Annotated in this window: 15 protein-coding genes and 1 pseudogene; 5 read left to right on the forward strand and 11 right to left on the reverse strand. The window is 70.4% G+C overall.

What is annotated here, in order from left to right; translation table 11 throughout:
• A partial coding sequence (locus HV824_RS27650; protein WP_255208391.1) for a double-CXXCG motif protein occupies positions 1-158 on the forward strand: 158 nt, incomplete at its 5' end.
• A gap of 216 nt (positions 159-374) precedes the next feature.
• On the opposite strand, the gene HV824_RS27655 is transcribed toward HV824_RS27650, so the two are convergent.
• The 6 genes from HV824_RS27655 to HV824_RS27680 all read right to left on the reverse strand — a co-directional run bounded on the left by HV824_RS27655 (position 375) and on the right by HV824_RS27680 (position 10064).
• Positions 375-1391 carry a hypothetical protein gene (locus HV824_RS27655; protein ID WP_176418609.1) on the reverse strand — a complete coding sequence of 339 codons (1017 nt, stop codon included), beginning with the start codon at positions 1389-1391 and terminating at the stop codon, positions 375-377.
• 181 nt (positions 1392-1572) lie between these two features.
• Positions 1573-2835 (reverse strand): sensor histidine kinase KdpD, encoded by a 1263-nt coding sequence (locus HV824_RS27660; RefSeq protein WP_176418608.1) that lies wholly within the window; start codon positions 2833-2835, stop codon positions 1573-1575.
• 266 nt (positions 2836-3101) lie between these two features.
• The gene (locus tag HV824_RS27665) at positions 3102-5423 is read right to left on the reverse strand and encodes a GAF domain-containing protein (protein ID WP_176424620.1); all 2322 of its coding nucleotides are present in this window, start codon (positions 5421-5423) and stop codon (positions 3102-3104) included.
• Between the two features lie 177 nt (positions 5424-5600).
• A complete protein-coding gene (locus tag HV824_RS27670) occupies positions 5601-8378 on the reverse strand; it encodes a TonB family protein (protein ID WP_176418627.1) in 2778 nt (925 codons plus the stop codon).
• A gap of 76 nt (positions 8379-8454) precedes the next feature.
• Complete coding sequence (locus HV824_RS27675; RefSeq protein ID WP_306465656.1) at positions 8455-9078, reverse strand: SMI1/KNR4 family protein; 624 nt, start codon at positions 9076-9078, stop codon at positions 8455-8457.
• Positions 9079-9596: 518 nt separating this feature from the next.
• Positions 9597-10064: a helix-turn-helix domain-containing protein gene (locus tag HV824_RS27680; protein WP_368670955.1), complete on the reverse strand. Its 468-nt coding sequence runs from the start codon at positions 10062-10064 to the stop codon at positions 9597-9599.
• A 439-nt stretch (positions 10065-10503) separates the two neighbouring features.
• Here HV824_RS27680 and HV824_RS27685 point away from each other — a divergent pair, with 439 nt between their 5' ends.
• Positions 10504-11229 (forward strand): DUF2378 family protein, encoded by a 726-nt coding sequence (locus HV824_RS27685; RefSeq protein ID WP_176418605.1) that lies wholly within the window; start codon positions 10504-10506, stop codon positions 11227-11229.
• Positions 11230-11286: 57 nt separating this feature from the next.
• On the opposite strand, the gene HV824_RS27690 is transcribed toward HV824_RS27685, so the two are convergent.
• Positions 11287-12441 carry a CARDB domain-containing protein gene (locus HV824_RS27690; RefSeq protein ID WP_176418604.1) on the reverse strand — a complete coding sequence of 385 codons (1155 nt, stop codon included), beginning with the start codon at positions 12439-12441 and terminating at the stop codon, positions 11287-11289.
• 378 nt (positions 12442-12819) lie between these two features.
• On the opposite strand from HV824_RS27690, the gene HV824_RS27695 reads away from it, so the two are divergent.
• Positions 12820-13188, forward strand: coding sequence for a response regulator (locus HV824_RS27695; protein WP_176418603.1), 369 nt, complete (start codon positions 12820-12822; stop codon positions 13186-13188).
• 5 nt (positions 13189-13193) lie between these two features.
• Here the strand turns inward: HV824_RS27695 and HV824_RS27700 are convergent, their stop codons facing one another.
• On the reverse strand, positions 13194-15599 hold the full coding sequence (locus tag HV824_RS27700) for an ATP-binding protein (RefSeq protein WP_217917806.1): 2406 nt from the start codon (positions 15597-15599) through the stop codon (positions 13194-13196).
• 226 nt (positions 15600-15825) lie between these two features.
• Here HV824_RS27700 and HV824_RS27705 point away from each other — a divergent pair, with 226 nt between their 5' ends.
• A complete protein-coding gene (locus HV824_RS27705) occupies positions 15826-18123 on the forward strand; it encodes a sensor histidine kinase (protein WP_176418601.1) in 2298 nt (765 codons plus the stop codon).
• A 12-nt stretch (positions 18124-18135) separates the two neighbouring features.
• On the opposite strand, the gene HV824_RS27710 is transcribed toward HV824_RS27705, so the two are convergent.
• Together HV824_RS27710 and HV824_RS27715 are read right to left on the reverse strand one after the other, a co-directional pair.
• Positions 18136-18414 carry a hypothetical protein gene (locus HV824_RS27710; protein ID WP_255208389.1) on the reverse strand — a complete coding sequence of 93 codons (279 nt, stop codon included), beginning with the start codon at positions 18412-18414 and terminating at the stop codon, positions 18136-18138.
• A 153-nt stretch (positions 18415-18567) separates the two neighbouring features.
• Complete coding sequence (locus HV824_RS27715; RefSeq protein ID WP_255208390.1) at positions 18568-18927, reverse strand: hypothetical protein; 360 nt, start codon at positions 18925-18927, stop codon at positions 18568-18570.
• 182 nt (positions 18928-19109) lie between these two features.
• Here HV824_RS27715 and HV824_RS27720 point away from each other — a divergent pair, with 182 nt between their 5' ends.
• The gene (locus HV824_RS27720) at positions 19110-19799 is read left to right on the forward strand and encodes a response regulator transcription factor (RefSeq protein ID WP_176424623.1); all 690 of its coding nucleotides are present in this window, start codon (positions 19110-19112) and stop codon (positions 19797-19799) included.
• Between the two features lie 4 nt (positions 19800-19803).
• On the opposite strand, the pseudogene HV824_RS27725 reads toward HV824_RS27720, so the two are convergent.
• Positions 19804-21597: pseudogene (locus HV824_RS27725) on the reverse strand (hypothetical protein); the annotation flags it as partial.

The raw sequence follows: 21597 nt of genomic DNA on the forward strand, positions 1-21597 counted from the left end.
CCCCCTACTTCCTTGACGCGGCCTCCCTCCCCACCGCGGTGGACGTCTTCCGCCTCGCGGACTGGCCCACGCTCATCCTGGCCACCCAACGCTTCGTGGACGCGGTCCACCGCCTGGAGCTCGACGGCGTCACCTTCCGCCAGGTCGCGGTCCGCTGACCCACTGCCATGAGCAATCCGCTCCCTGCCTCCAGCGCGGCGCGCGAGGCGAGGACGCAGCTCACGAAGAGCCCTTTCGAGAGAGCCGGGCAACATGTTCAGCCTGGATGCGGCAGCCGCCGCGCTCGGACAGGCTCGGACTCCACGGCATCCTCCCGAGGGGTAGGAGGAAGGCCGCTACTGCGCGCGGCAGGGGGGCCGCGAAGACGTCAACGCCTAGCAGGCTCCACAGTCCGCGGCGCAGCTGTCCGGCGTGTTGCTGGTGCCGCAGCGCTCGGAGAGCTGGCACGTCCCGTCACCACACTTGTAGATGTCCTGGGGGCGGATGCGGGTGGTGAGCGGCCGGTACACGACGCCGTTGTACGTGCAGCGCGTGTAGTAGGACCGCGTGGGGTCCTGCTGGCAGTACGTCTGGGCCGCCCCCACGTGGGAGATGACGGCCGCGCAGTCCGGGTCCCCGCTCCACGACGACAGGCCACACGCACGCACCGTGCTCTCGTCGTAGGCCAGATAGGGCGCGTCATTGGCCGCGAAGAGCCCCTGACCATTGAAGAGGTTTCCGAAGAAGACGGCCTCATGCTGGTTGTAGGTCTGCAGCTCCTCGGCCGTCGTCGGAATGGCATTGCCCTGCGAGTCCTTGCCCTGCACGGAGATGTTCAGGTGCACGCCGTACTTGTTCACGTGTGCCGCCAGGCAGCTCGACACCAGCTGCTGCTCGGCCTCCGGAGCAACCGGACTCGGCGGAGGCGGAGGCGTGGGGCTCGACCACGTCGGCGCCAGCCCCAGGGAGCCCTGCCAGGTGTGCGTGGTGCCCGCATGCGTGTACGTCAGCGCCTGGCCGGAGGCGAGCGCGCACCGGACGATGTATCGCATCACCTCTTCGGCCTTGACGGGGTCCGCGCTGAACCACGTGCTGAAACCATTCGTCGACAGGCCATTCGTCGACAGCCCATTCGTCGACAAGCCATTCGTCGACAGCCCATTCGTCGACAAGCCATTGGTGGACAGGCCGTTCGTCGACAGCCCGTTCGTCGACAGCCCATTGGACGACACCAACCCATCCGACTGGGTGCCCAGCGTCTCGCGGGCCATATCCATCGGCTCCGCCGGGCCACACCCCACGGCGGCGACGAGAAGCAACGCTGGCAGCAGCTCCCACCGGTGCGCACAACGGCGCCCAGCGTAGGTGACCTTGGAGCTGGAACAGGTCTTCGAGGTGGGGTGGTGATACATGGCTGCCTCCGGTTTTTGGGGGTAGCCGCGTTTCTCGCGGCCAAGATAACCGGTAGTCCTTCTTTTCCCCTCTGACAGGTGCCCTCTCGGGCAGTTCGCGCATGTCGGTCATGCGGCAAACACGTAGTCCGTGCGCCGGCTGACGCTCAGCGCACGTTCCGCCCAACCGCCAACGTTGCAGTCACACGCGACGTCTCACGCCCGAGGGTGCGGGCACCTGCGACTGTCGCGCGTCTCGTGGCATCTTCACCGTAAAGGTCGTCCCCGCTGCCGCGGAGGAGGTCACGCACACCGCGCCTCCGTGCGCCTGGACGATTTGTTTCACGATGAAGAGCCCCAGCCCCAGGCCACCAGCGCCGCGACGGTGGCCCTTCCCAGCGCCGGTGCCCACCTGCCGGAACGGGTCGAACAATGTCTCCAGGTGTTGAGACGGAATGGGCGCCCCGGTGTTGTGGACCTCCAGGACCTGCTCACCGTCCACGGCGATACATTTGAGCCGGACGGGCGCGTCCTCGGCGCCGTGCTCCAGCGCGTTGCCCACCAGGTTGCTGAGCACCTGCGCCATCCGGTCCGCGTCCCAGAAGCCCTCCGACGCGCCCTCCACGTCCAAGGTGATGTGCCGGCCAGGATGCGCGGCGGACAGCTCCTCCACCACCATCCGGCAGACGATGGCCAGGCTGACCGTCCCCAGGTGCAGGGGAATGCCGCCCGCGAGCCGCGCGCGGGTGAGGTCGAGGATGTCGGAAATCATGGCGCCCATCCGCGCGGCGCTCGCCTCGATTCGCTGGGCGCACTGCTGCTGCTGGACCGCCGGCAGCGTGCGCTGCGCCATGGCCCGGGCGGACAGGGCGATGGCGTTCAGGGGATTGCGCAAGTCATGCCCGAGGATGCCGATGAACCGCTCACGAAACTCCGCCTCCTCGGTCAGCCGCTGAAGCGCCAGGTGGCGCGCGGTGCCATCCAGGGCCTCGCGTGCCAGCCGGGCCGTCGCGTGCTCCAGCGCGCCCTCCGCGCGGTGGCGGGCCTCGCGCTCACGCTCCAGCGCCTCGCGGAGCGCCTGCGCGTCGTCCGCGTCATCGGGCAGCAGCCACAGCACGAAGGCATCCAGCGCCTTCGTGCCCACGGCCCGGAAGCGCGCCTCCATGTTGCCCTCGCGGGCGATGCGCAACACGACGGACACCGGCTCGCCCGTGTCCACCACGCGGGCGCAGTCCTCCAGGCGAAGCCCTCGCACGCCCTCCTGCTCCCAGCGCGACACGCAGGCGGGCAGGACCCAGCCGTGCCCCACCGGCTCGGCGGACGCCCCTGGCGTGGCCTGGTGGAAATCGAGCACCTCCCCCGCCGTCCCTCGCACCGGCTCGAAGCGCAGGCAGGGCGCGGGGCCTCCCGCATGCGTCGTCCAGGTCCAGGCGGAGCCCCACTGCGACGACAGACACACCCCCATCGACGTCCCCCTGGCACGCGCTCCAGCCCCGATGCTCGACGCCCGGTCGCGGAACGCACGCGGGACAAGAGTGACAAATCTCAGGGAGCGCGAACGTGTACGCGAGTGCCAACGCGGCCCTCAGTGCTCACTCCGCGCCAGTGCCAACGCGCCACGCGGTCCGATATCCGCCGCGGTGTCGTCATTCCGCAATGGCCCTGCGCGAACGTCCTGGGCCGCGGAGCGTTTGCTCACGTCAGCAGGGGCCCACGGCGCAGCGCACCTTCTCAGACCGCCGCGCGGGGCAAGCGCACGGTGAAGGTGGTGCCGTGCTGCTCGGAGGACACGACCTCCACGCCGCCGCCGTGGCCGCGCACGATATCCTGCACGATGTAGAGCCCCAGGCCGATGCTGCGGGTGGACTGGCCCTCCTTCAACGCGCCCCGTGTCAGCGGCTCGAACAAGCGCGGCAGCAGCTCCCGGGGGATGGGGGCGCCTCCGTTGAAGACCGACAGCAGCGCGGCCTCCCCCTCCAGCCGTGTGTCCACCCGCACCGGGGCGTCCGCGGGGCTGTAGGCCAGGGCATTGCCCAGCAGGTTCGTGAGCACCTGCGCGATGCGGTCCGAATCCCATTCGCCGCGCACCTCGCCCTGGACCTCCACCTCCACGCGGCGCCCGGGGTTGGCCACCAGGAGCTCATCCACCACCTGGTGCACCACCTCCCGCAAGTCGGTGGCCTGACGGTGCAGGGCAATGCCGCCACCCAGCCGGGCCTTGGTGAAGTCCAACAGGTCGCGAATCATCCGGGCCGCGCGCTCGGTGGCCTGGCCAATGCGCCACACCATGCGCTGCTGCGACTCCGTCAACGCCCCCTTCTTCTCCAGCAGCCCCGCCGACATGGAGATGGCCGCCAGGGGATTGCGCAAGTCGTGGGAGACGATGCCCACCAGCTGCTGCTCGAACTCGGCGCGCCGGCGCAGCTCCTCCTGTGAGCGCTGCTGCTCCGCGAACAGGCGCGCGTTCTCGATGGAGAGCGCCGCCTTCGCCGCCAGCTCCTCCACCAGCTCCTGGTCCTCCTGGGTGAAGCCCCGGCCCTGGCCCATTCGCCCCACGGCCAGCGTCCCCACCACCTTGCCCTGCGCCCTCAGCGGCACGCACAGCAGGCTGCGCAGCGCCTCGCCCTGTCCCAGCTCCCGCTGTTGCTCCTGGGACAGCTCGGGCACGAGCAGCGGCCGTCCGCCACGCAGCACGCAGCCGCTCAGCCCCGCGCCCGGGAGCAGCGGCGCCCCGTCCTCCCCCTGACTGGAATGGCTGGCCGCCACCTCCAGCCGCGTCCCGTCATCGGACAGCAGGCACAGCGTGCACGCGTCCCCCAGGAAGTAGGCGACCTGGCGGGTGATGGTGCCCAGCAGCACGGACAGGTCGCGGTTGGTGGCATCGAAGGCGTCGGACGCCTCCGTGAGCATCTGCAGCCGGGCGGCGGCGGCCCGGGCCACGGCATGGGCCCGGCGCTCCTCCGCCGTCAGGTGCACCCGGTCCAACGCCTGGGCGCACGCATGCGCCAGCGCGGTGAAGAAGGCCCGGTCCATCTCCGTGAAGGTCCGCGGCCGCGCGAAGGACAGGCCAATGGCGCCCAGCGCACGTCCCTTCACCAGCAAGGGCAGCGCGAGCGCCGCCTCGTGGAGGCCTCGCGTATCCATGAGGGGATAACGCGCGCGCCACTCCTCCGGCGAGCCCACCCAGATGGCCTGCTGCTCCCGCAGCGACTCCACCAGCGGCATGGCCGCCGTCATCGGGATGCGCCGCCACCGGCTCAGCACGCTCTCCGGGTAGCCAATGGCGTCCACCACCTCCAGCGCCTCGCCCTCCGCGTCCAACAGGTTGACGGTGCCCGCCTTCGCGCCAGCGGCCACCAGTCCCTGTTCGAAGAGCGCGCGGCACACCTGCGGCACGGTGGCCGCCTCCGACAGCCGGGCGGCGAAGTCCCGCAGCCGGTCGATGTAGCCCGCGGCCCTCAGCGCGGCATCCCGCGCCTCGGCCTCCTTCTGCCGCACCAGCTCCGCCTGGCGCCGCACCTGCTGCTGCGCGCGGAACAGCTCCACGAAGACGGACACCTTCGAGCGCAGCACCTCCGGCGGGAAGGGCTTCTGGAGGAAGTCCACCGCGCCGGTGGCGTAGCCGGTGACGAGCTCCGCGTCATCGCGACCATAGGCGGTGAGGAAGATGATGGGGACGTTGCGCGTGCGCTCGCGCTGCTTGATGAGCGACGCCGTCTCGAAGCCGCTCAGCCCCGCCATCCGCACGTCCAGCAGGATGACGGCGTAGTCCTCGCGCAGCAGGAAGCGCAGGGCCTGCTCCCCCGAACAGGCCTTGTCCATGCGCACGCCCAGCGGCTCGAGGATGGCCTCCAGCGACACCAGGTTCGACACATGGTCATCCACCAGCAACACGGCGGGGGTCTCCGAAACCGCCTTCGCCTGGCGATGCGGGTCTTCGTCCGTCACCCGCGGGTGCGTCAGCGCCAGCCGGCTGGCAGCGGTGGCTCCCCGGCTGAAAGGGAGGCCTCCGCGCTGCAACGGCACCATCGTTGGAATCCCGTCCTGCGACATGAAGAAGTCACCTGGTGTGCGGTGGTCAGGAACTCGGCCCATGCGCTCCGGGCCCCCAGGAGCGGACCGGCCCCCGGAACAACTGGCGGCGCGGGATTACACCGCGCGGCGCGCCGTCGTGCCCAGGTGAAGGCGGAGTCGCGGCGCCAAGCGTGCGCTATCCATCAGTCCTCGTGCTCAGTAGCGCCCCTTCACGCCCAGGATGGGCAGGGCGATGGGCAGCCCCACCGCGTCCTTGCGCAGCGGGAAGCCGTTGCCACCCTCGTACTCGAAGCCCAGCGTCTCCCGACGGAGCGTGACGTTGAGCATGTCCAGGTACGCCTCCAGGCTGAAGGTGTCGTAGACCCACGACTTGGACAGCCGCACGTCGAAGCGGAGGAAGGCAGGCAGCCGATCCACGCGATCTCTGTCTGACTTGACCCAGGCTGGCCGGCCGGCGGTGTCTTCACCCGGGCGGTGCGTCTGCGTGCCCAACGTGCCGTATTCAGGGCGCCCGGTGTTGAAGTGCAGCACCCCGCCCAGCGTGACGTTGTTGGCGAACTTGTAGCTGAGCACCAGGTTGAGGATGTGCGTCTGGTCGAAGGCGAAGGGCAGGTCCGCCTCCGCCTCGCCCACCCGGTGGCCCTCCGCGTCGTAGCGGTAGAAGCGCGTGCGGCGCGTGCTGCGCTGAAGCGAATACGACAGCCAGCCAAACCAGTTGTCGCCCAGCGGGTGGCGCAGCAGGAACTCCAGGCCGTAGGCCATGCCGCTGCCGCGGAAGTCCGGGAAGTCGAAGTCCGAGCGGTCGGGGATGCCACCGTCATCCCCCAGTTGCATGCCGCGGCGCAGGCCGCCTGGAGGCGTCTGGGTGTCCGGCGGCTCGTCCTCCCCCAGGCCCTCATCGGAGAAGGGCGTCAGCTCGAGGGTCCGCAGCATGGGGTTGAGATAGACGTCCAACCCCACCTCCAGGCCGCGCCACGCCTTCCACTCCGCGCCGACGGAGAGCTGCACGCCTTGCTGGAGCCCCAGCAGCAGGCTCCCCACGTCCACCACGGGCAGGCTGATGAGGGTGGTGGGCGGCTGATGGAAGAGGCCCGCCCCGCCCTTGAGCGTGAGCGCCTCCGACACCTTGTGGCGCACGGTGAGGCGCGGCTCCAGCGCGCGCCGGTCAATCCCCGGCGACAGGTGGTAGCTGTCCACGCGCAGGCCGGGCACCACGGCCCACTTCTCATGGGGCTGCCACACCAGCTCCGTCCACGCCCCCATGAAGGTGCCCAGCGCCACGGGCGCCACCTCCATGTCCACGTCGGGGCCGCCGTCCTGCTGGAGCAGCTCGACGATGGCGCGCTTGTGCTCCACGTCCGCCCCGGCGCGCAGCGTGGCGCTGGGTGACAGCGTCGCGGTGTAGCCCAGGCGCGCGGACCAGTGCCCCTGGTCGATATGGATTTCGGTGGCGTCGCCAGGCGGACTGCGGCTGACGATGGCGAAGCGGTCCAGCCCCCACGTCCCGCCCACCTCCAGCTCACCGGGGCCCACGGGGTGCCGGTGCCGCAGGTCCACCCGGTGGAAGACAATGGACTGCAGCGCGGTGTCCCCCCACTCGTCCTGGGCCTCCGAGCCAAAGGTGTCGGACGAGCCAAAGGCAAACAGGCGCAGCGTGCCCTCGCCCAGCCGCTGCTCCACCCGGCCCTGGTAATCCCAGAAGTCGAGCACCACCTTGGGGTTCTCCCGACCGGGAGGGGGCGGCGCCTGGAGCTGGTTGGCCGCCAGGGCGATGAGCCAGGGTGTATAGGAATAGCGGCCGGCCAGGCTGACGTTGGTGCCCGTGTCCTTGAACGGCGTCTCGATGAAGAAGCCCGCGTTGATGAGGTCCGCGTAGGCGCTGCCGTGGACGCCGTCATCCCGCGGGCGGCTGAGACGCCCGTCGATGGCGCCCCCCATCAACCGCCCATACCGGGGCGGCGGTGAGCCCGGATAGAAGTCGATGGCGTCGATGAAGTCCGGGTGGATGACGGCCGGCCCCAGGAACAGGTGGAAGAGGATGGGGACGCGGATGCCATCCAGGAAGTAGCCCGTGGCCGCGGGCTGGCTGCCGCGCACCACCGGGTAGGCCACGCCGGACACCATGCTGCCCACGCCGGGCAGCAGCATGACGACGCGGAAGGGGTCCCCCATGGTGCCTGGCACCTCGCGCAGCTCCGCGTCATGCAGGGTGACGCGGCTCACCTCCGTGCGCTCGCGGTCCCCCCGCACCACCGTCTCGTACGGGTTGATGATGAGCGGCTCCAGCCCGTACACCACCTCCAGCGCCTCGTTCGCCTTCAGGCCCTCGCGGAAGACGGCGGGCTTGTGGCCGGGAGCGGTGATGCGCACCGGGTGCACGCCCGCGGGCCAGCGCGCCTCGAAGCGGCCGTCCACGTCCGTCTGCACCGGCGCGTCCGGCTGCGCGTCCGACACCAGCGTGGCCCCCACCAGCGGCCGGCGGTTGCCCTTGGTGCGCACCAGGCCCTTCAGGGTGATGGGCGCCGCGGGCGTGGCACCCGCGGAGCTGACCGGCGCGGGCGCCTCGAAGCGGTACTCGAAGAAGATGCGCACGGCCACCGGCAGGCCGTCCACGGTGGCGGGGGCGAAGCGCAGCGACGGCGCCGCGTGCAGCGCCGCCCGGTCCAGCAAGGGATGCAGCCCTTCCACCAACGTGGCGGACTCCACCTCGCCCGCGTCGTCGATGAGCAGCTCCAGCTTCACCACTCCCGCGACGCCCTCGGACGCCAGCCCGGGAGGATAGGGCGCGGGCGAGCCCTGCACCATCGCGGGCGGAGTGAACGCGGGCTCCGGCACACCCGCGTCCTCCGACAGGGGCGCGTCCGTCTCCACGGCCCAGCCCGCGTCGGTGCGCCGCAGCTCCCGCTCGGCCTGGGTGGCGCCCCCGTCGTCCGGCGTCCCCGCGTCCTGCGCGTGCGCCCGAGCCGCGGACATGAACAGGGCCACCACGGCGACCGCCGCGCGCGCTGCTGGCCTGCCTGTCCACCACCCAAGTCCGCGGGTCATTCCCTCACCAAGCGGGGCGCGGCGCACCCTGTCCCGCATGAGGCCAGGGAGACGGCGGGGTGACAAGCGGCTTGGGGTGGACTTGCGCGGGCCGCGTCAACTCGGGGCGCGGCGCCAGCCTTTTCATCAACCAACGAGAGGCCCCGGTGCGTTCTGGGGCCCCTGAGTCGTTTTCGGGCTCGGGGAGCCACCAGAGCTGATTGTTGCTGCGCAACGTGCGCTCCAGCCACGCGCCGAATGACGGTGCAATCTGGACGACCTGCTGTGGATACGTCTCGTGGTAGGCGTCGAGAATAGGATACGCGTCGCCTGGCCGGGATGCGTCGAGCACGGAGTAATCGTCGTCCCCCAGGTCAGCGATGGTCCACCAGTGCGGCGAGCCCATCGCGTCCTCGTCACGGAACCGCATGGCGACGCGAGCGCGGCGAACTTCTCGCAACGGGAGTAGCCAGAACGTCTGGTTCGGCCATGGGCGAAAGAGCGTTGCGCCATCGCAGTGCAGATAGAACGCGCGCAGGTCTTCGTCCAGGCGCCAGCCGACGCGCTGCTCGAACTCCTCAAGCTGCGCTGGAGTGGCTGGAGCGTTCGGGTAATGCCGAGCGGTAACTTCCTCTAGCAACGGCAGCATGGGGCTAGTCGGCATAGGGCCTATCCGGACCGATGCGCCGCCACTTCGCGGACCCGGCGTAACACGCTGGATACTCCAAGTTGTATACGGAGTGGACCTCGCTCGGCACTGGCAGGATGTTGGCCGTCGCGGACCCGCATGCGCTCACGAGCGGCACGCCAATGCATGTCAGCAGGACACCTCTTCAGAACATTGAAATCCGGATATCATCGCCCAAGCGGTAAGGTAAGGGGCCCGTTGGCGGCCGTCCCGTTGAGTAGGCCTGCGCTCCCTGGTGCCCAGCCGTTGCTCGCCACCAGGGGCCCCGCTGCTGCCATCCACAGTCCCCTCGGTGCACGGCGCCCCGGCTGAACAGCGAAGCGTTGCCGCACCACGCCTCACGCGCACGAGGCCTCCTCACGAAATCACAGACACCCGAGGACGCATCAGGCCTGCCCCCCAGGTAGCGCCGGGAACCCATCCCGGCACGGAAGCACCCACCTCCGGACAATCAAGGCCTCACCGTCCGGCGTCCGCCCTCACCGCTCCGGCAGGAGGGCGGCCGCGACCTGGTTCATCAGGTTGAGCTGCCTGCGCGACATGCGCCGCAGCGTCCGGAGCACCTTCCGCATCTCCGGGAGCTGGTCCCTGTGCCTGGAGTCGCCCTCCCAGAGCGCGGCGCCAACGCTGGCCGCCGTGGCGAGTCCCAGCCCGACGTCCGCCGACAACCGCAGCGCCAGACACAGGCGGAACAGGGTCGGCACGCTGGGCATCATCTTCCCCCGCTCCATGCGCCCATAGACTTCCGCGGCGATGCCCACACGCGCCGCGACATCCGCCTGGGTGAGCCCCGCGAGCAGCCGCGCGCCTCGCGCGGCCTCGCCCACGTTCTCCGCCAACCGGCTCTCCAGTTGCTCGCGCGACTTCCGGGCGCGCGCCGCCGGGTTTCGCGGCGGGGAGCGGGGCCGCTTGCGGGGAGGAGCAGGACCTTCGAGGTGGGTCTTCACTGCGTCAACCTTGTGAGTACGGGCCAAGCTCACGCCCTGCCCGGGAACAGGTCGCGCTCGGTCACGAGTTTTCCTGCGACTTATAACCCAGCACGTCCTCAGGCGAAATACCGATATAGAGGGTAGTCACCTGCCCCGCACCCTCCGCGAAAAGTGTCGTACCCGGAACCACACATCCGGCAGACGTCCAGGCGTCAGCCCGCGTGGCCCGTCCGGCACCGGGTCCGTCCGGCCCTACTCGTCATGTCTGTCATTGAGGGAGGGGCAGCCAATCCCTTCACAAGAATTCGACGACCAGGGTTGCCTCGCGAAAGCACTCCATGCAATGTGCATCATTACGGCCACACTTCCGCGACCTGTCTGTGAAGCCTCCTGGACCGGAGGCCCGCGGCTGGACGCGTGAGTCTGGGCATGGGCGGCCAAGGCGTTCGCCGCCCCTGTGGGGGCCCGCATCCACCCTGGAGCACGGCACGTCTGGCTTCGGCCTGGCGGCGCCCCACTTTTCTTCCGGAGTCCCCCCGCAATGGAATTGAGATTGACCTCGCACCTGGTGCGAGACCCCGCGCCGCCTCAGCCCCTGGGGCCGGAGGCCTCGCGCGAGCTGCGTCAGCGCTGCGCGCTCGCTACCCCCGAGGACACCGCGCGTGGCATGTTCTTCCGGGGGGTCCTGGAGACGGTGCGGCGCGTGGGCGGCTCCAGCATGGAGCTGCGCTGCCGCCAGGGCCTGCCGGAGAAGCGCTACATCGACTTCTTCAGCTACCCCATCACCCAATTCCTGCCGCTGGCCTTCCAGGCCGCCGACCTGCTCTCCGAACACTGCGGGGGCCTGGCCGCCGCCCATCGTGTCCTGGGCCAGAAGGCCGCGCAGGACTTCCTGGAGTCCATCGCGGGCCGCACCCTGCTGATGCTCGCCTATGACGAGCCCCGGCTGCTGCTCGGGCAGCTCCCCACCGGGTTCCTCGCGGCGGTGAGCTACGGCGAGCGGAGCATGGTGTGGACGGGGCCTCGCAGCGGCCGCTTCGTCATGAAGCGGGACTTCATGCCCACCGCGTACCACGAGGGAGTCCTGCACGCCGCCCTGGACGCCGTGGGCGCGCGCGACCTCGGGGTGCAGGGGCGCGAGCTGGGCCTGCTCGACGCGGAGTACGCGCTGTCCTGGCGCTGAGACGCAACACCACCGGGGACCCCGCCCCACTTCCAGTGGGACGGGGCGGCGCTTCGACTACAGCAGCGAGCAGAGCAGCCCGGGGAAACGCGAACCGGCGGGGCAGTCGTCGCCCTGGCAGTACTTCACGCCCGAATCGATGGCGGGGTTGGCCAGCAGCGCGGGGACCTTCACGTTGCAGGTGCCGATGGCGCTGTTGCCGGAGGCGTCCTGCACCGCGTACGTGAAGTTGTAGACGCGGCCGTTGCCCAGCAGGGCCGCCTCGGCGCGGACCATCGCGGACTTGCGGTCCGGGGTCAGCTTGATGTCGTCACACGCCAGCAGCCGGAGCAGGGACAGCGCGTCGTTGGACTCGTCGGAGGTGACGCGGATGATGCTGGCCGACGCGTCCAGGTCGAGTTCGCCGCCGCAGTTGTCGGCGGCCGGCATCGCGCAGTCAGCCAGGGACACCAGCACGTAGTCGGAACCCAGGACCGGCTGGAGCACCAGGCCGCGGTTGGCGCCCGGCGTGGGGGCGCTGACGTCGACGACCGTCACGTTCGCCGAGCACGTGCTGGTGGCCGCGCCGTCGGAGACCTGGAGCTGCGCGCTCGTGGTGCCCAGCCCATAGGGGCCCGCGGGCGACTGCTCCACGGAGAACGGCCCCGGGAAGCCATCCGGGTCGAACGAGCCGTTGTCGATGCTGGCGCTGCCCTGACAGGCCGCGTCCGCGGGGACGGTGACGTCCTGGCATTGGGCCACCGGCTGCAGGTTGGTGGCACAGGGGACCTCGAAGTCAATGGAGGCGAAGTTGTTGTCCTCGTCGTCCTCCGGATAGGTGCCGTCCTCGTCCGCGACGACCACCACCTTCGTGGTGCCCTCCGGCACCGTGTACGACAGCGAGAAGGGGAAGCGCTCTCCACCCACCAGCCAGGGGACGCTGACGGTGCCCAGCCGCACGCCGCCAGCGCCCGGCGTCCCCGCGTACACCGCCGCGGTGGAGTCCCCGATGCCCGTGAGTGCCTCGTTCTTGATGGCCGCGGAGAGCGTCAGCGCCGTCGCCGCGCACGAGGCGGACAGGTCCACCACACTCAGGTCCAGCCCCGTCTCCTTCGCCTCCTGTCGCTGGGCCTCCATGTTGATGTCCGCCGAGCGCTCCTCGGGGAGGGTGCCCTCACAGCCCGTCAGAAGAAACAACGCCGTCCACGTCGAGACGCCATGATTCCGTGTCATGTCTGGTTCCTGGCATGCCGGGAGCACGCCTGCCCTGCAGGGGGAAATGCCTCTCAATGAGGCCACTCTTTTATGTCGAGTCGTTTACCCGGATACCACGGACTCCCAGTGCATGTGGAGGCAAATATTCTCACCAGCCTGTATGAAGGCGCGCTCCCACCGGGGTGATTGACGACACCTCACCTTGACTCTTGATAACCCAGACATGGAGCGATGCATGCCTGACACCCATGAGTCAAATCAGACATATACCAGTAAAAGCTGACTTAACTGCCAAGCCCCGCATCGTGTCGCGGTGGACATCTGGGGCGTCCACGGGCGGACGCATTGCCCTGGGGCACTGGCGGACATTGGACTTCAGTACAAGTCTACGGCCTCATGTGCACGCCCAACCTCGTCCTCCTCGTGGAAGACCATGCCGACAGCCGGGAGCTGTTGGAGGAGTTCCTCACCCTGGAGGGCTTCACCGTGGAGACGGCGGGCAACGGACTGTCGGCGTGGGAGCGCCTGAGCCGCCCGCCCATGCCGAATGCCGTCCTCCTGGACCTGATGATGCCGGTGATGAGCGGCTGGGAGCTGATGCGCCATGTGCGCCAGGACGCGCGGCTGAGCGCCCTGCCGGTGGTGGTGGTCTCCGGCGCGGGGAGCTCTCAACCCCTGCCCGAAGGCATCCGAGCCACGGTGCCCAAGCCCGTGGACTTGTTCGAGCTGCGCGCCACCCTGGAGCGGGTGGTGAGCCCCACCTGAGCGCGTCAGTTTGCCGGCAGGCGGGGCAGCGACACCCGGAAGGTGGTGCCCGCCTGGGCGGTGGAGGTCACCTCGATACGGCCGCCGTGCCCCTTCACCACCTGCTCGACGATGTAGAGCCCCAGCCCCAGCCCGCTGCTGCCCGCGCCGCCGGCACCGGCCATGGCGCCGCGCCGGAAGGGGTCGAAGAGCCGGGGGAGCATCTCCGGGGAGATGGGCTCGCCGGGGTTGTGGACCTCCAGCACCACGGCGTCGCCACTGTCCGACAACCTGAAGGACACAGGGGCGTCCGCGGGGCTGTATTGGAGCGCGTTGCCGCCCAGGTTGCTGACCACCTGGAGCAGCCGGTCTCCGTCCCACGCCCCTTCGTAGCGGCCCGGCTCCACCCGGAGCGCCAGCTTGCGCTCGGGCCACGCCGCCTCCAATTCATCCATCCCCATCCGGACCACGGCCCGCAAATCACTGGCCGTGCGTTGGATGGGAATGCCGCCCCCCAGCCGCCCGCGCGTGAAGTCGAGCAGCTCTGAAATCATGCGCTTCATCCGGTCGCCGGAGCGGGCGAGGCGCGTCACCAGGCGGCGCTCGCGCTCTGGGAGCGCCTCGCTGTGCAGCAATTGGGTCGCGGACAGCTGGATGGCATTGAGCGGGTTGCGCAGGTCATGGCTGACAATGGCGATGAGCCGCTCGCCGAAGCGGGCCGCCTGCAGCGCGGCCTCCTGGGCGCGGCGCCGCTCTGAGACATCCACCAGGGTGGCCACCGCCGCGACGATGGTGCCCTCCCGGTCCAGGATGGGCGCGCTGGAGAGCAGCACCGTGACGTACTGGCCATCCGCGCGGGAGATGAGCATCTCCTCGCCCCGCACCACCTCGCCGTGGCGCAGGCTGCGCACCAGCGGCAGGTCCTCCATGGCGTAGGGCCGCCCGTCCGGGCGCAGCGAGACGCCATGGTCCTCCACGTAGAACTGCGTCGACGAGGAGGGCTGGAAGGGCCTGCCGGTGATGACCTCCACCTGGCGGCTGGCCATCACCAGCCGGCCGGACGGCGCGTCCGCGATGAAGACGCCCGCGGGCATCTGGTCCAGCACCGACGCCAGCCGCGCGCGCTCCGCCTCGATGGCGCCCAGCAGTCGCTGCCGGTCCATCTCCATGGCCCTGCGCTGGGTGATGTCCACCACGGTGACCACCCGCTCCTGCACGCGGCCGGCCTCATCCTTGAAGGCCGTGACATGGGTGAAGGCGGGGAAGCGGGTGCAATCCTTCCGGATGTGCAGGGACTCGTATTCGTGCGACGGCTTGGAGTCCGCCGCCGAGATGTGCCGAGGCAACACGCCGCGCGCTTCTGGCGCGTAGGTGTCCTCCAGCCGCCGTCCGGCCAGCTCCTCCGGGGCATAGCCGTGCATGCGCGCGAAGGCGGGGTTCACCTCGCGCAGCCGCTCCTCGGCCGCGTCCACCACGGCCACGCCCACGCCCAGCCGCTTGAAGACCTGCTCCCACCGCCGCAGGCCCGCTTCACTCTCCCGGAGGCGCTCCAGGGACGCCTCCGCCACGGCGCGCGCCTCGCGCTCGCGGTTGTGCGCCTGGGCCTGCAGCAGCAGCGCGGTGGTGCGCGCCGCCATGGCCCGGAAGAGGAACTGGTCCTCCTCCGCCAGCTCGCGGGAGGCGCGGCTGCCCATCAGCACCACGCCCATCAGCTGCGTCCCCAGGAGCAACGGCACCCCGAACAGCGCGGACAGGTCCGCCGCGCGCAAGGACGGCTCGCTCACCCGGCTGTCCGTGCGGGCCTCGTGCACCAGCAGCGGCTGGCGCGTGGCCGCGACGGTGCCCGTGAAGCCCTCCCCCATGGGCACCACGTCGCCCACGGCCATCCCCGTCCCCGTGCCCACCACGCTCTCCACCCGCAGGGCGCCGTCCTCCAGCAGCAGGACGGCCGCCACGTCCACCACTGCCACCGTCTCCCGCAGCACCTGGAGGAGGCTCGGCAACAGGTTCGCGGCGTCGGTGCTGCCCAGGGCCGCGGTGCTGATGCGGTCCAGCGCCTGCAACGTGCGCTCGCGCGCCAGCGAGTAGCGGCTGACAGAGGCCGCCACCGCTTCATCCATGGCCTCGTGGAAGACGAGCTCCGACTCCGGGTGGTGGGTGGCGTTCTCCCGGGACGTCCACAAGCGCAGCACGCACGCGCGAAGCAGCCGGTACTCCGTCACCACCTGCCGCAGGGCGAAGCCCTCGCCCAGCCGCTCAATCGCGTGCTGGTCCGGAATCTCCTCCAGGCCCTCCTCCGCGCCGCCGGGCGAGCCGCGGCGCATCAGCGAGGCGACGACCTCCAGCAGCCGGGGCAGCCCATCCCGCAGCGCGAGCCTTGGCAGCGCCTGGGCCGCGGGGATGCGACGCACCTCCACCTCCCACGCGGACATGATGGCTTCCCGCTGCTGCAGAAGGAACTCGGCCAGGTGGATGGGCACGCCTTCGTGGATAGGCGTCAGCGCGGCCGGCGACAACGGCAAAGCGCGCCGAGTGCCCGGCAGCGGAAAATGTCCGAAAGCCCGCAGCCACCTCGCACGTCCGGAGTGCGTGTCACGGACACTCCTTGAAAAGAGCGCTGGAGGCCGCCGGGGGTGGCGCTGTTAGGGTCCCTCCGACATGAGCGGGCGCGCACGGTTTGCCTGGGCGCTGGGGGTGGGATTGTTGGGCCATGCGCTCAACCGGCATCCCGTGGAGCTCATCCCAGGCATCGACATCCTCCTGGGTTTCTTCGTCATCATCCCCGCGGCCCCGCTGCTGGGACCCTGGTGCGCGGGGTTGGCGGCCGGCATCGCCATGTCCGTCACCGTCCAGCTCTGGGGCCACCCCTGGGCCATGCTGGGCGCGATGATGGAGGCCGTCGTCCTGGGCGCGCTCACCCGGCGCTACTGGCCCCTTCAGGCGGATGGGCTCTACTGGCTGGCGGGCATCCCCTACCTCTTCGTCAGCTACCACCTGGGCGTGGACGTCACGGCGACGAGCGCGCTCGCCATCGCCATCAAGCAGGCGCTCAACAGCCTGGTGCCGGCGCTGATGACGCAGGTGGTGCTGATGACGCCCGCGGCGCGCGCGCGGCTCTGGCCCCTGCTTCCGCCCGGGCTGCGCACCTTCCCCCTGTCATCGGCGGTGGGCTCGGCGCTGCTGCTGGCGCTGATGCTTCCGCTGATGCTGGTGGGGACGCTGGAGGGCCGGGCCCGCTATGCCGCCGAGCTGCGGCGGATGGATGACCAGGGCCTCTCCACCGCGCACCTGTTGGCGGAGACGGTGGACGCGGAGCTGGCCTCCGCCCAATCCCAGACCGCCTTGCTGGCGAGCGTCATCATGGACGAGTGGGAGCGCGAAGGGGAGCGTCCATCCCAGCCGCAGTTGGAGGAGCTGCTGCGGGACTGGGTGTATCACTCCGCGTTCGCGCTCAACTGCGGCGTCGGGGACCGCGACGGCAACCTGGTGGCCATCTGGCCGCCGCTGGGCGTGGCGGCCCAACCGCTGGCGGGCGCCAACTTCGCGGACCGCGCCTACTTCCAGGAGGTCCGCGGCACGCGCGCGCCCGTGGTGAGCGGCGTGTTCGAGGGCCGCGCCGCGGTGTCGGGCCCCGTCGTGGTCGCGGTCGCGCCGTTGCTCCGGCAGCAACGCTTCGAAGGCTTCACGTTGGTGGCCATCAACCTGCTTCGGATGCGAGCGGTGGCGCAGGAGCGGCTGGCGCCGGGCCAGCGCGCGCTGCTGGTGGACCCGGACGGCAACGTGGCCTTCGACACCGGCGCCACGCCCGGGCCGAAGCCCCGGTCCCTGAAGGGCACCGCGTGGGGGGAGATGCTGTCGAAGCTGCCCGCCACGGGCACCCGCACCTATGACACGGAGCCCCAGGCCCCCAGGCCGCGGCGGACCCAGGGGACGCGGCACCTGACCAGCGCGACGCTGCTCCAACCGGGTTGGCGCGTCGTGGTGGAGCATCCGATGAACTTCATGGACTTCGGCGTCGTCGGCAGCTACCGCGCGCTGCTGGCCACCCTGGCGCTGGCGCTGGTGCTGGCCATCCCCGTCACCCGTCTGCTGACGCGCATGCTCTCCCGGCCGGTGGAGGCCGTGTCCCAGGCCGCGGGCCGCATGGCCGCGGGCGCGCGCGACGTGCGCGCCTTCGGGACGCTCCACCGCTCTGGCGCCATCGAGGTGGAGAAGCTGGGCCTGGCCTTCGACGAGATGGCGGCCCGGCTCCAGCGGCACCTGGAGGAGGTGGAGCGCGTCAGCCAGGCCAAGGCGGCCTTCTTCTCCATCGCCAGCCATGAGCTGAAGACGCCCCTGGCCACCCTCAAGCTGCGCTTGCAGCGGCTGCGTCCGCACACCGTGCGGCAGCAGGACCTGGTCCTCATGGACCGGCAGGTGGACCGGCTGGCGCGGCTGGTCAATCAACTGCTGGATGTGTCCGAGCTGGCCAGCGGCCGGCTGTCACTGGAGCAGGTGCCCCTGGAGCTGTCCACGCTGGTGCGGCGGGTGGCGCAGCGGCGCGCGGCGTCCGCGCCCCAGCATCAACTGACACTGAAGCTGGAGCGCGTGGACGGCTGGTGGGACGAACCCCGGCTGGAGCAGGTCGTCTACAACCTGGTGGACAACGCCATCCGCTACAGCCCGGAGGGCGGACCGGTGGAGGTGGTGCTCCGGCGGGAGGACGGTGACGTGCTGCTGGAGGTGAAGGACCGGGGCGTGGGCCTGGGGCCGCGCGGGGGCGAGGAGCTCTTCAGCCGGGCCCTTCGCGGCGGCACGCTGTCCACCATCAGCCGCGTGGAGGGCCTGGGTTTGGGATTGTATTTGAGCCGTGAAATCATCACCCGCCACGGCGGCAGCATCCACCTGGCTGCCCGCGAGGGCGGCGGCACCTGCGCCGTGGTCCGCCTGCCGCGGAACGACCCGCGCGAGGCTTGACGTGCACGCCCGCTATGGGTCGACGGGTGGCACGTCGGGCCAGGGCCGCGGCAAGGAGGGCGCTGCCACGTGTGTCAGCCGTAACAAGCCGCGCCCCAGGTCGAGCTGGTAGCGGACGCGAAAACCCGAGTCGAGCACCACCAACCCACCCTGGTCCGACCTCAAGGGCCCGTCGAGCGGAAGGCCCGCGACGAGCGCGCCCAGCTCACACTGGAGCTGCTCTCGCACCGGGGTCGAACATCCCGCCAGGGTCCGGAGTGCCCTGGGAGCGAGCTGAAGTCGAAGGGCCATGGTTGTTTCAGACTGACGAGCCATGGCGATGACGACAAGCTGTACCCGGAGTGCATGTTTGACGTCGGCTTCCAGCCCCATGAGGGGACCACCCCTCACTTCGCTGTGGAGTGCCAGACAGCCAAGGCGGTGGAGACGCCGTCCGGGCCGGGCTTACCGCTGCCGCGCGAGGATGCGCCGCCCTTCCACGTCGATGGCGTAGGTCGCTTCCATGTCCATGATGATGTTCTGCTTTTCACAGACATCCGGACGCAGTGTCACACGGACGAAGGTCACACCTTCGGGACCTGGGGACGCAATCACTTCGTCCAAAGGCAGGAAGTCGTCGAGCGCGAGCTGCATGGCCGTCACCAGCGCCCCTGTCAACGTCGTCCGCGTCTCCGCCGGGAGGTCGAGCGGGAACTCCACCCGCGCCGCCTCCTCTGGAGACGCGTGCAGTGGGCGATACGGACGCTGGAAGAGCGCACAAGCGGGCAACAGCAGACACAGGGCGCGGAGGCGTCCACGCTTCAACTCAAACAGCCAAGGGGACCTGGACGTTTCCAAATTGAAAACCTGTTTCATTCCCCCGCCTCCATCAGGAAAACCCAGCGGGAGGCCCAGGATGTCGGCCACCAGACGAGGCGTGCGCGGGCCCCTGGCGCGGCCCTCGGGTCCGGGGTATTTGAGACTCCTCGCTCCTCGCCTCGTCCACCATGGCCCGACCGCTCCAGCACCTGCTTCTCGTCGAGGATGACCACGCCTGGCGCGAGCGGCTGACAGTGGTTGCTCACGCGGAAGGGGTGAAGGTCTCCCACGCGGCGGATGGCCAGGAAGCCCTGGACTGGCTGTGCACACACCCCCGGGCGAGCCACCCGGACCTCATCCTCCTGGACCTGGTGATGCCGCGGATGGACGGGTGGGAGCTCTATGGACAGCTCCGGACCAACGCGCGGCTGCGCCACCTGGGCGTGCTGATGTTCTCCAGCGCGCTGAGCGGCCAGGAGCCCCCGCTGGACGGCGTGGTGGGCTACCTGCGCAAGCCGCACGCGCCCGAGGCCGTGGACGGGGCCCTGCGCGCCCAGCTTCGCGGGCTCCCCCAGCTCCCCGCCCGGGACTCCGCCGAGCCCTACGCACTGCACCTGCCCGAGGACGTGTCCCTGCCGCTGCGCACCCTGCCGGGCGCCCTGAGCCACGCGGTGCGCCTGCACCTGCTGCGCGCCGCGGAGCTGGTGGGCACGGAGCTGCCCCTGGCCTCCACCTGGCTGATGGCGCTCCCTGGGACGCCGCCCTCGCTGCTGGTGACGGTGGAGGGCGTGCAGGTGGAGCTGGAGGTGGATGACGCACAGCGACGGCTCACCGTCCGCGACGTCACCCTGTCACCGAACCTGCAATACGGCGCCTGACGGCTCAAGGCACTGGCAGGTGCCGGACCTCACCGCTCTCCAAATCCAACCATACACCCCCGCCCCCCTCGCCGAACACCAGCAACACGCTGTCGGTGAGCCTCACCCTTGGCCGGTCCTTCCCTTCGAAGGCCAACACTGCGCGGAGGAACCCCCGCCTGTCTGTCAATTGAAGCTGCCACTCCTTGCTCAAAGCCAGCAACTCCAGCCACCACTCTTGAGAGATGAAGATGGCCTTGAGCGGCTCGCTGTCGTGCGTCTTCGGGACCCGGTTGCGAAGCGCCACGGGCGGCAACCACGCCGGAGCGAAGGCCACCGGGTTCACTTTGCCTGTCAGCGCCTCGGGGGGAGAGGGCACCTCCGTGCCCAGCACGATGACCTCGCCATCCGGAACCACGGACTCGCTGACGAGCACGCAGTTCGGACCCGACACCTCTGGAGGCAGCTCCGACCGTTCGCGCAGCGTGGGCCCGTCCGCGAGCGTATACGCCCACCGCTCCTGGTTGCCGACAAGGAAGCTCAGGTGCGTGGCATCCGCCGCAATGGCAGACACCTCCCTGGCGAGGTCCGGAACCCGCCAGAGCGCGCGGCAGTCAGCGGCGAGCGCATCCAGCATCATCACCGTGGTGCCAGAGGCCACGAACCAGACATTGCCGTCGTAGCTGGGGGACCAGGCCGTCAACGTCATGTCACGCCAGGGGCTGCACCTGCGCGTCACCAGGTCCAGCCGGGACAGGCGCCAGACCTCGCCCCGCCGCGCGAGCGCCAGGACCCGGTCACCATGAATGGAAGGCACCAGGTGGAAGGCCGGCACGTCGAAGTGCGCCACCGTCCGGCCATCGGCGCGAACCAGGCGCGCCCCCGCCTCGCCCAGCGCGTACAGCAGCCGCCCGTCTGGCAGCACCACCGCGTCATGCAGCGTGAAGGTCCCCGCCTCGGAGGCCCGCACGGTGGCGTCGATGCGCGGCCGTGAATGGGTATCGCGCCACGCGGGGTGGAGACAGTCCGCCAACGCCGGCAGGTCCGCGCGCAGGGTGCCGTCGGGCGCGTCGCCCAGCAAGCGCTTGATGAGGCTCAGGTCCGAGGTGAAGCGGGCATTGCCCGCCGCCCGGTCCCGAAGCAACGCGCGCAGCGTGGGAACCACCAGCGCGGTGCGGTTGGCGGAGGGAGGCTCTTCCACGAGCGCCAGCCCAAAGACGAAGCGCTCGGACGCGCGGCCCGGCGTGTCGTCGTCGAGCAGCTCGCGCACCCGCGCACCCGCCGCCGTCAGCCCATCCGCGAACGCCGTGGCCCACATCGCCAGCAGCCGCGCGCCCGTCGCGCCGCCGCTCGCCACGCCTCGCTCCAGCCACTCGCGCGCCGGGGCACGATTCTCCGCCACCGGCCACACCACCTGCACGGCGCGCGCGAAGTCGCCGGCCTCGGCGAGCGTCTCCGCCCACAGCAGCCGGAGCGCACGCGCCTCTGGTGGATTCGAACGCTCCAGCCGCGCCACCGCGTCCCCGAAGGCGCCGCTGCGCCGGGCGATGGCGACGGCGCGCGCCACGTCTCGGGCCAGGAACCACTGGCGCACCACGAGCCCTGGAGCCAGCTTGCGCCCCTCGGCCAGCTCCGCCGCCAGCTTGAGGCGGCCATGCCGCTCCAGGAAGGACACGGCCTCCTCGACGGCGCCGAGCAACTCCGCCAGGACGAACGCGGCCTCGTCGATGCGTCCCTCGCGCTCGAAGCGGCGGAAGGCGTCGCGGTAGCGCTGCTGGAGCGCCGAGTAGAGCCCGGCCCCGCCCGCGAACACGGCCCC

It is taken from the genome of Myxococcus sp. AM009, assembly GCF_013372605.1.
Lineage (GTDB): Bacteria > Myxococcota > Myxococcia > Myxococcales > Myxococcaceae > Myxococcus > Myxococcus vastator.

Bases quoted from the DNA above. Each gene is read 5' to 3' on its own strand.
- HV824_RS27655 (WP_176418609.1), bottom strand. From the start codon at position 1,391: ATGTATCACCACCCCACCTCGAAGACCTGTTCCAGCTCCAAGGTCACC.
- HV824_RS27660 (WP_176418608.1), bottom strand. From the start codon at position 2,835: ATGGGGGTGTGTCTGTCGTCGCAGTGGGGCTCCGCCTGGACCTGGACG.
- HV824_RS27665 (WP_176424620.1), bottom strand. From the start codon at position 5,423: ATGTCGCAGGACGGGATTCCAACGATGGTGCCGTTGCAGCGCGGAGGC.
- HV824_RS27670 (WP_176418627.1), bottom strand. From the start codon at position 8,378: ATGTCCGCGGCTCGGGCGCACGCGCAGGACGCGGGGACGCCGGACGAC.
- HV824_RS27675 (WP_306465656.1), bottom strand. From the start codon at position 9,078: ATGCTGCCGTTGCTAGAGGAAGTTACCGCTCGGCATTACCCGAACGCT.
- HV824_RS27690 (WP_176418604.1), bottom strand. From the start codon at position 12,441: ATGACACGGAATCATGGCGTCTCGACGTGGACGGCGTTGTTTCTTCTG.
- HV824_RS27695 (WP_176418603.1), top strand. From the start codon at position 12,820: ATGTGCACGCCCAACCTCGTCCTCCTCGTGGAAGACCATGCCGACAGC.
- HV824_RS27700 (WP_217917806.1), bottom strand. From the start codon at position 15,599: ATGTCCGCGTGGGAGGTGGAGGTGCGTCGCATCCCCGCGGCCCAGGCG.
- HV824_RS27705 (WP_176418601.1), top strand. From the start codon at position 15,826: ATGAGCGGGCGCGCACGGTTTGCCTGGGCGCTGGGGGTGGGATTGTTG.
- HV824_RS27710 (WP_255208389.1), bottom strand. From the start codon at position 18,414: ATGGCCCTTCGACTTCAGCTCGCTCCCAGGGCACTCCGGACCCTGGCG.
- HV824_RS27720 (WP_176424623.1), top strand. From the start codon at position 19,110: ATGGCCCGACCGCTCCAGCACCTGCTTCTCGTCGAGGATGACCACGCC.